The organism is Methylorubrum podarium, from assembly GCF_022179745.1.
In the GTDB taxonomy this organism is placed as follows: Bacteria; Pseudomonadota; Alphaproteobacteria; order Rhizobiales; family Beijerinckiaceae; genus Methylobacterium; species Methylobacterium podarium.
Genome location: NZ_BPRD01000374.1, coordinates 1 through 8,384 on the forward strand (window position 1 = coordinate 1; position 8,384 = coordinate 8,384).

An 8,384-nucleotide genomic window follows, 5' to 3' on the forward strand; every position below is an offset into this window, starting at 1 on the left:
CCTCGCCCTGGCGCTCGGCGCGCAGGGCCTGCGGGTCGGCCTGCTCGATGCCGACATCTACGGCCCCTCGGTGCCGAAGCTTCTCGGGCTCTCCGGCAAGCCGCGGGTGATCGAGGGCAAGACTCTCGAGCCGATGCAGGCCTACGGCCTCAAGGCGATGTCGATCGGTTTCCTGATCGAGCCGGAATCGGCGATGATCTGGCGCGGGCCGATGGTGCAGTCTGCGATCACCCAGATGCTGCGGGACGTGGCCTGGGGCGAGCTCGACGTGCTCGTCGTCGACATGCCCCCCGGCACCGGCGACGCGCAGCTCACCATGGCCCAGGCGACGCCGCTGTCGGGCGCCGTCATCGTCTCGACGCCGCAGGATCTGGCGCTGATCGACGCGCGCCGCGGCGTGACGATGTTCCGCAAGGTCTCGGTGCCGATCCTCGGCGTGATCGAGAACATGGCGACCTTCATCTGCCCGAATTGCGGCGCGGCCTCCGCGATCTTCGGCCATGGCGGCGCCCGCCAGGAGGCGCAGCGGCTGGAGGTGCCGTTCCTCGGCGAGATCCCGCTGACCATGGCGATCCGCGAGACCTCGGATGCCGGGCGGCCCGTGGTCGCCACCGATCCGGACGGGCCGCAGGCCAAGGTCTACCGCGAGATCGCCGAGAAGCTCTGGGGCAACCTCACCGGCGCGCCCGCCGGCCGGGCGGCGCCGCGGATCGTCATCGAGTGAGCTCTCACCCGGTCTCCGGGTCGGGGATATCGGGGTCGGGGATCATGGGCCTCGTCCTGGCCGGCGGCCTGTCGCGGCGGATGGGCGGGGGCGACAAGCCCCTGCGCGTGCTCGCCGGACGCACCCTGCTGGAGCGCGTCGCCGAGCGCCTCGCGCCGCAATGCGCGGGCGGCCTCGTGCTCAGTGCCAACGGCGATCCCGCCCGCTTCCAGGCCGTGTTTTCCGGCGCCGTCCTGCCCGACACGATCCCGGATCATCCGGGGCCGCTGGCCGGCCTCCTCGCCGGGATGGAGGCGGCCGCGGAACGTCCCGGCCTCACCCATGTCGCGAGCGTGCCCGGCGACGCGCCGTTCCTGCCGCACGACTTCGTCGCCCGGCTCGTCGCCGCGGCCGCGGCTGAAGGCCGGCCGATCGCGCTGGCGGCCTCGGGCGAGCGGCGCCACTTCACCTCCGCGCTGTGGCCGGTGGCGCTGCGCGACGACCTGCGCGGCTGGTTGGAGCGCGGCGAACGACGGGTCGGCGGCTTCATCGAGCGGCACAGGGCGGCGGTCGCGTCCTGGCCGGTGGAGCCGGTCGATCCCTTCCTCAACCTCAACGCACCGGAGGATCTGGCCGCCGCCGAGGCGATGCTGGCGCGGTGTCCCTGAGGTGTCGGCAAAGTGCCATCGGAGGGGCTGCAGATGTTGTGCCGGAGCCCCGGAATTCATATTTAAGTAACTGAAACGACGGCCTTTGGCTGGCGATGGGCTATCCCTCTCCTCCCCCCTCATCCTGAGGTGCCGGAGCGAAGCGGAAGCCTCGAAGGATCCTCCAGGACTCGTGCGGGATCTGGAGGATCCTTCGAGGCCGCTTCGCGGCACCTCAGGATGAGGGGATTGGTCGGGATTGGCGGCCTGTTGACCTTTCCTTGGTAGTCCCCTCCGTCCGTCGGCGCTCTGCCGTGGGCGACCGAACCAGAATCCGAGAGAACGACGTTGGCAGACGACAACGACGCACCCGGCGCCGGCACGCCGCCGCCCGCGACCGACATCAAGCCCGTCTCCATCACCGACGAGATGCGTCGCTCCTATCTCGATTACGCCATGAGCGTGATCGTGAGCCGGGCGCTGCCCGATGCCCGCGACGGCCTCAAGCCCGTGCACCGGCGCATCCTCTACTCGGCCTTCGAGTCCGGCCACCTGCCGGAGCGCAAATACGTCAAGTCGGCCCGCATCGTCGGCGACGTGATCGGTCAGTACCACCCGCACGGCGACCAATCGATCTACGACGCCTTGGTCCGCATGGCGCAGGACTTTTCGATGCGCCTGATGCTCATCGACGGGCAGGGCAATTTCGGCTCGGTCGACGGCGATCCGCCCGCGGCCATGCGCTACACCGAGTCGCGGCTCGCCCGGCCGGCGATCTCGCTGCTCAGCGACATCGACAAGAACACCGTCGACTTCCAGTCGAACTACGACGATTCCCGCGAGGAGCCGACGGTTCTGCCGGCGCGCTTCCCGAACCTTCTGGTCAACGGCGCGGGCGGCATCGCGGTGGGCATGGCCACCAACATCCCGCCGCACAATCTCGGCGAGCTGGTCGATGCCTGCGTCGCCCTGATCGACGATCCGGCCCTCACCATCGAGGCGCTCAACGAGATCGTGCCGGGTCCCGACTTCCCCACCGGCGGCATGATCCTGGGCCGCGCCGGCACGCGGCAGGCCTACACCACCGGCCGCGGCTCGATCATCATGCGCGCCCGCTCGCATGTGGAGGAGCTGCGGAAAGAGCGCGAGGCGCTGATCTTCACCGAGATCCCGTATCAGGTGAACAAGGCGACGCTGATCGAGAAGATCGCCGAGCTGGTGAAGGACAAGCGCATCGAGGGCATCTCGGACCTGCGCGACGAATCCGACCGCGACGGCATGCGCATCGTCGTCGAGATCAAGCGCGACGCCATGGCCGACGTCGTCTTGAACCAGCTCTACCGCTACACCCCGCTCCAGACCTCGTTCGGCGCCAACATGGTGGCGTTGAACGGCGGGCGGCCGGAGCTGATGAACCTGAAGGACCTGCTCCTGGCCTTCAACGACTTCCGCGAGGAGGTCGTCTCCCGGCGCACCAAGTTCCTGCTCAACAAGGCCCGCGAGCGCGCCCACGTGTTGTGTGGCCTCGCCATCGCGGTCGCCAACATCGACGAGGTGATCCGCCTGATCCGCACCTCGCCGGACCCGAACACCGCCCGCGAAGCCTTGATGGCCCGCGACTGGCCGGCGCACGACATCGCCCCGCTGATCGCGCTGGTGGACGACCCGCGCCACCGGGTCGCCGACGACGGCACCTACCGCCTGTCCGAGACCCAGGCCCGCGCCATCCTCGACCTTCGCCTCCAGCGCCTCACCGCCCTCGGCCGCGACGAGATCGGCGACGAGCTGAAGAAGCTCGCCGACGAGATCGCCGACTATCTCGACATCCTGCGCTCGCGCGCCCGCATCCAGGCGATCGTGAAGCAGGAACTCGCCGAGGTGCGCGAACTCTTCGCGACGCCCCGCAAGACCGAGATCATCGATTCCGATTTCAGCGTCGAGGACGAGGATCTGATCGCCCGCGAGGACATGGTCGTCACCGTGTCCCATGCCGGCTACGTCAAGCGCGTGCCGCTCTCGACCTACCGGGCGCAGAAGCGCGGCGGCAAGGGCCGCTCCGGCATGAGCACCCGCGACGAGGATTTCGTCACGCGGCTGTTCGTGGCGAACACGCACACGCCGGTCCTGTTCTTTTCCGACCAGGGCCAGGCCTACAAGGAGAAGGTCTGGCGCCTGCCGGTCGCTGCCCCGAACGCGCGGGGCAAGGCGCTCGTCAACATCCTGCACCTGCAGAACGAGGGCGAGCGCATCACCACCATCATGCCGCTGCCCGAGGACGAGGCGTCCTGGGAGACCCTCGACGTGATGTTCGCCACCGCCTCCGGCAATGTCCGCCGCAACAAGCTGTCCGACTTCGTGCAGGTCAACCGCAACGGCAAGATCGCGATGAAGCTCGATCCGGGCGACCACATCGTCCACGTCGAGATCTGCCGGGCCGACCAGAACGTGCTGCTCACCACCGCGCTCGGCCAGTGCATCCGCTTCCCCGTCGAGGACGTGCGCGTCTTCAAGGGCCGCGACTCGACCGGCGTGCGCGGCATCTCGCTGGCCAAGGACGACCGCGTCATCTCGATGGCGATCCTCAACGCCTTCGACGCCTCGCCCGAGGAGCGCGCCGGCTACCTGAAGATGCGCCGCGCCGTGATCGGCGATGCGGGCGAGGAGGTCGAGGCGCCGGAGGCCGAGGAGAGCACGGCCGAGGCGGCGATCTCGCTGGATCGCTACAACGAGATGGGCGGGGCCGAGCAATTCGTGCTGACCCTGTCCGAGCGCGGCTTCGGCAAGCGCTCGTCCTCCTACGAGTACCGCACCTCGGGCCGCGGCGGCAAAGGCATCACGGCGATGCGGGTCAACCCCCGCAACGGCCACCTCGTCGCCTCCTTCCCCGTGGAGGCCTCGGACCAGATCATGCTGGTCACCAATGCCGGCCAGCTCATCCGCGTGCCGGTGGACGACATCCGCATCGTCGGCCGCGCCTCGCAGGGCGTGACGGTGTTCAACACCGACAAGGCCGAGCGCGTCGTCTCGGTGGAGCATATCGAGGGCGAGGAGGAGAACGGCGAGGACGAGGCCTGAGCGGCGCGCCGGTCCTGTAGCCCGTCATTCCGGGTTCCGCTGCGCGGCCCCGGAATGACGGCGGGATGTGACGACGCGGAAAGCCGATCGGGTTCCGTTTGCGGGGAAAATGCTCTAGGCCCGTCCCGTGACGACCCGCACCGCCCTCTATGCCGGCTCCTTCGATCCGGTCACCAACGGCCACCTCGACGTGGTGCGGCAGGCCTGCCGCCTCGTGCCGCGGCTGGTGCTGGCCATCGGCGTCCATCCGGGCAAGGCGCCCCTGTTCTCGGCCGAGGAGCGCGCCGCCCTGCTGCGCGAGACCTGCGGGCCGCTCGCCGCCGCGGAGGAGGCGAGCCTGGAGGTCGTAACCTTCGACGACCTCGCCGTCTCGGCCGCCCGGCGCTGCGGCGCCAGCCTGTTCATCCGCGGCCTGCGCGACGGCACCGACCTCGACTACGAGATGCAGCTCGCCGGCATGAACGGCGCCATGGCGCCCGAGGTCCAGACCGTGTTCCTGCCCGCCTCCACCGGCGTGCGGCCGATCACCGCGACGCTGGTGCGCCAGATCGCGGCGATGGGCGGCGACGTCTCGCCCTTCGTCCCGTCCGTCGTCGCCCAGCGGCTCGCCGCCCGCTTCGCGAAATCCTGATCCCCACCACGGAGCTTCCGCCCGCATGAATCGCCGCCACGCCCTCCTCGGCCTCGCTCTCTCCGCCGCGCTCTTCGCCGCCCCGGCGCGGGCCGGCGAGAACACCGTCACCCTCGAGACCAAGGACGGGCGCGTCACGATCGAGCTGCGCCCGGAGATCGCGCCGAAGCACGTCAAGCAGCTCAAGACGCTGATCTCCCAAGGCTTCTACAACGGCCTGAAGTTCCACCGGGTCATCGACGGCTTCATGGTCCAGACCGGCGACCCCAAGGGCAACGGCACCGGCGGCTCCAGCCTGCCCAACATCCCCGCCGAGTTCTCCTCCGCCCCGTTCAAGCGCGGCACCGTCGGCATGGCCCGCTCGGGCGATCCGAACTCGGCCAATTCCCAGTTCTTCATCTGCATCGGCGATGCCGAGTTCCTGAACAACAACTACACCGTCGTCGGCGTCGTCACCTCCGGAATGGACGTGGTCGACAAGATCAAGAAGGGCTCCAAGGCCGATAACGGCTCGGTGCAGAACCCCGACAAGATCGTGAAGATGACGCTCGGAGGCGGCCAATAGCGGCCGGACGCACCGGGCGTCGCCGGGGCGGCGCTCTCGCCGGCCTCCTCGCGGCCGGGCTCGCCCTGCTCGTGCCGGGCAGGGCGGATGCGTTCGAGGGCATTGAACCCTGGCGCACCCTGCCCCAGACCTTACGGGGCACGCAGCGGGTGCCGCTGCCCGCCTCGGAGGCGGAACCGGCCCCGGCCGACACGTTGCGGGGGCTCTATCCGGCGCTCGCCGCCTGCTGGCGGGTGCCCGAGGGCTTGAGCCGGTTCGAGCGGGCGGAGATCACGGCGCGCCTCTCCCTGCGCCGGGACGGCTCGGTGATCGGCACGCCGCAGATCACCTTCGCGAAGGCGCCGGGCGACGCGCGGACCCGGGACATCCTGATTCGGGCGACGCTCGACGCGATCGCCCGCTGCACGCCGGTCCGGCTCACCCCGGCCCTCGGCGGAGCCATCGCGGGGCGCCCCCTGGCGCTGCGCTTCATCTACGACGGACCCAAAGGACAGGGAATTTAAGCCATGGCAGAGACGAACGAGACCATCGTCCTGGAGACCACCAAGGGCCGCGTCGTCATCGCGCTGCGCCCCGACCTCGCCCCCAACCACGTCGAGCGGATCAAGACCCTGGCCTCCCAGGGCTTCTACGACGGCGTGCCGTTCCACCGCGTCATCGACGGCTTCATGGCCCAGACCGGCGACCCGACCGGCACCGGCTCCGGCGGCTCCGAGCTGCCCGACCTGAACGCCGAGTTCAACGCCGAGCCGCACGTGCGCGGCACCTGCTCGATGGCGCGCACCAACTTCCCGCACTCGGCCAACTCGCAGTTCTTCATCTGCTTTTCCGACGCCCGCTTCCTCGACCGCCAGTATACGGTGTGGGGCAAGGTGATCGAGGGCATGGAAGTGGTGGACACGATCAAGCGCGGCGAGCCCGTGCGCGATCCCGATCGGATTGTGAAGGCGACCGTCGCGGCGGCGTAACAGGGATTTCCCCTCCCCCTTGCGGGGAGGGGTTCAGGGTGGGGGTCGTTCCGGACGAGGCTCAGCGGTGCCTCCTGCACCACCCCCACCTCCGGCTCCTCCCCGCAAGGGGGAGGAGAGAAGCCCTCACCCCTCCGGCGGCTCCTTGAGCCCCGCGGCCTCTTCCAGCCACGTCAGGATCTCCGGAGCCCGCCAGGGCTTGGGCATGAAGGTGGCGGTGACGCGCAGGTCGCTCGGCTGGTCGCCCGCGTCGCCCGAGGTCAGCAGCATGCGGATGCGCGGCCAGGTCACGCCGATGATGCGCGCCAGCTCGAAACCGCCGATCGTGCCCGGCGTGCGCACGTCGGAGAACACCACGTCGATCCCGTCGCCGCGCTGGCGCAGGATGTCGAGGGCGCGCTCGGCCGTCTCGGCCTCGATCACCTCGAAGCCTTTCTCCTCCAGCAGCTCGGCCGCGAGGTAGCGCTCGTCGGGCTCGTCCTCGACGACGAGGATGACGGGCCGGCGGCCTGTGGGTCGTGCGTCACTCATGACCGGTCACTCATGACCCTGGCATATCTTGAGAGCTTGCGGGAAAAACGCAGATTGCGCGTCCCACGCGACATCCTCCGGCAAAGTCCCCGGCAGACATTACGATAGAACGGCGGGGCCGAACGTCTGTCGTTCAGCGGCAACAGCAGGCGGTTTTGTTGCATCCGCCAGGGTGACGCATGCAGTTTCGAGGTGGGATAAGCCGTCGCACCCGCACTGCGTGCAGGGCTTTCGGCGCGGAATCATCGCCGACTCGGCGGTCAAGCCAACGCCCGGAATAAAATCCGCATTTTCAACAGGGATGGCAACGATCGGACGGTTGACGGGTTACGGCTCAGGTGCGTTCACTCTTTGTTCTAAGAGACGTCCCGCAAGCCAACCCTCGAACCCGCGCCCATGCCCTCTCCCCGCTCCCCCGACGCGCCGACGCTGGCCGAGCTTCGCCGGCTGACGGATTCCGCCGGGCTTGGTGCCGGATCCGGCGCCGGGTCCAGGGCCCAACCCACCCTCCCCTTCGGCGTCGGCGGGCTCGACACGGCCCTGCCCGGCGGCGGGCTGGCGCTGGGCGCGCTCCACCAGATCCACGAGGGAGGCCCGCGCGGGCGCTACGCCGCAACCGCCGTGCTGTTCGCCGGCGGCATCCTGGCCCGGCTCGACGGGCCGGTGCTGTGGTGCCTGCACAGCCGTGACCTGTTCGCCCCGGCCCTGGCCCGGGTCGGGCTCCATCCCGACCGGGTCGTCTATTGCGAGACGTGGCGCGATGCCGAGGTGCTGCCGGCCATGGAAGAGGGCCTGCGCCACCGCGGCCTCGCCGGGGTCGTCGGCGAGCTCACCCGCATGGGGCTCACCCCCTCCCGCCGGCTCCAGCTCGCGGCGGAGGGATCGGGCGTCACCGCCCTCGTCGTGCACCGCCTCTGCGCGGGCGAGGCCGCCGAGCCCGAGCCCAGCGCCGCGCGAACCCGCTGGCGGGTGGCGCCCGCTCCCTCGGACGGACCGAACCGTCGCGTGGACCGTCATCTGGGCCGGCCGCGCTGGCGGCTCGAGTTGCAGCGCAGCCGCGGCGGGGCGCCGGGGGCTTGGATCGTGGAGGCATGCGATGCGCAGGGTCGTCTCGCTGTACCTGCCGGCCTGGCCGACCGACCGGCTGCGCCGGAGCGGGTCCAGCGCCGCGCCGCCGGATGAGCCCCTCGCCACCGTGGCGCAGGACGGCGCCCGGCGCGTGCTCGCCGGCGTGGACGCCGCCGCCCGCCGCCTCGGCCTGCGC

9 protein-coding genes are annotated in these 8,384 nt (G+C 70.2%); 8 read left to right on the forward strand and 1 reads right to left on the reverse strand.

The annotated features are described in order from the left end of the window. The 7 genes from MFF42_RS18105 to MFF42_RS18135 form a co-directional block, all read left to right on the forward strand. Positions 1-724: Mrp/NBP35 family ATP-binding protein (locus MFF42_RS18105; protein WP_238256997.1), on the forward strand; the 724-nt coding region annotated here is incomplete at its 5' end. 44 nt (positions 725-768) lie between these two features. Beyond that, entirely contained in the window at positions 769-1,371 is a 603-nt protein-coding gene (mobA, locus tag MFF42_RS18110; RefSeq protein ID WP_238256998.1) for a molybdenum cofactor guanylyltransferase MobA, read from the forward strand. A gap of 327 nt (positions 1,372-1,698) precedes the next feature. Then, positions 1,699-4,425, forward strand: coding sequence for a DNA gyrase subunit A (gene gyrA, locus MFF42_RS18115; RefSeq protein ID WP_238256999.1), 2,727 nt, complete (start codon positions 1,699-1,701; stop codon positions 4,423-4,425). Between the two features lie 127 nt (positions 4,426-4,552). Further along, the gene (gene coaD / locus MFF42_RS18120) at positions 4,553-5,056 is read left to right on the forward strand and encodes a pantetheine-phosphate adenylyltransferase (protein WP_238257000.1); all 504 of its coding nucleotides are present in this window, start codon (positions 4,553-4,555) and stop codon (positions 5,054-5,056) included. A gap of 25 nt (positions 5,057-5,081) precedes the next feature. Further along, complete coding sequence (locus MFF42_RS18125; protein ID WP_238257001.1) at positions 5,082-5,621, forward strand: peptidylprolyl isomerase; 540 nt, start codon at positions 5,082-5,084, stop codon at positions 5,619-5,621. A gap of 65 nt (positions 5,622-5,686) precedes the next feature. Next, on the forward strand, positions 5,687-6,124 hold the full coding sequence (locus tag MFF42_RS18130; RefSeq protein WP_507763114.1) for a UCP034077 family protein: 438 nt from the start codon (positions 5,687-5,689) through the stop codon (positions 6,122-6,124). Between the two features lie 3 nt (positions 6,125-6,127). After that, entirely contained in the window at positions 6,128-6,589 is a 462-nt protein-coding gene (locus MFF42_RS18135) for a peptidylprolyl isomerase (protein WP_012456782.1), read from the forward strand. 126 nt (positions 6,590-6,715) lie between these two features. On the opposite strand, the gene MFF42_RS18140 is transcribed toward MFF42_RS18135, so the two are convergent. Then, entirely contained in the window at positions 6,716-7,120 is a 405-nt protein-coding gene (locus MFF42_RS18140; protein WP_238257003.1) for a response regulator, read from the reverse strand. A gap of 396 nt (positions 7,121-7,516) precedes the next feature. Between MFF42_RS18140 and MFF42_RS18145 the strand changes: the two genes are divergently transcribed. Further along, positions 7,517-8,302: an ImuA family protein gene (locus MFF42_RS18145; protein WP_238257004.1), complete on the forward strand. Its 786-nt coding sequence runs from the start codon at positions 7,517-7,519 to the stop codon at positions 8,300-8,302. The last annotated feature ends 82 nt before the right edge of the window (positions 8,303-8,384 follow it).

Bases quoted from the DNA above. Each gene is read 5' to 3' on its own strand.
- mobA (WP_238256998.1), top strand. From the start codon at position 769: ATGGGCCTCGTCCTGGCCGGCGGCCTGTCGCGGCGGATGGGCGGGGGC.
- MFF42_RS18125 (WP_238257001.1), top strand. From the start codon at position 5,082: ATGAATCGCCGCCACGCCCTCCTCGGCCTCGCTCTCTCCGCCGCGCTC.
- MFF42_RS18135 (WP_012456782.1), top strand. From the start codon at position 6,128: ATGGCAGAGACGAACGAGACCATCGTCCTGGAGACCACCAAGGGCCGC.
- MFF42_RS18140 (WP_238257003.1), bottom strand. From the start codon at position 7,120: ATGAGTGACGCACGACCCACAGGCCGCCGGCCCGTCATCCTCGTCGTC.
- MFF42_RS18145 (WP_238257004.1), top strand. From the start codon at position 7,517: ATGCCCTCTCCCCGCTCCCCCGACGCGCCGACGCTGGCCGAGCTTCGC.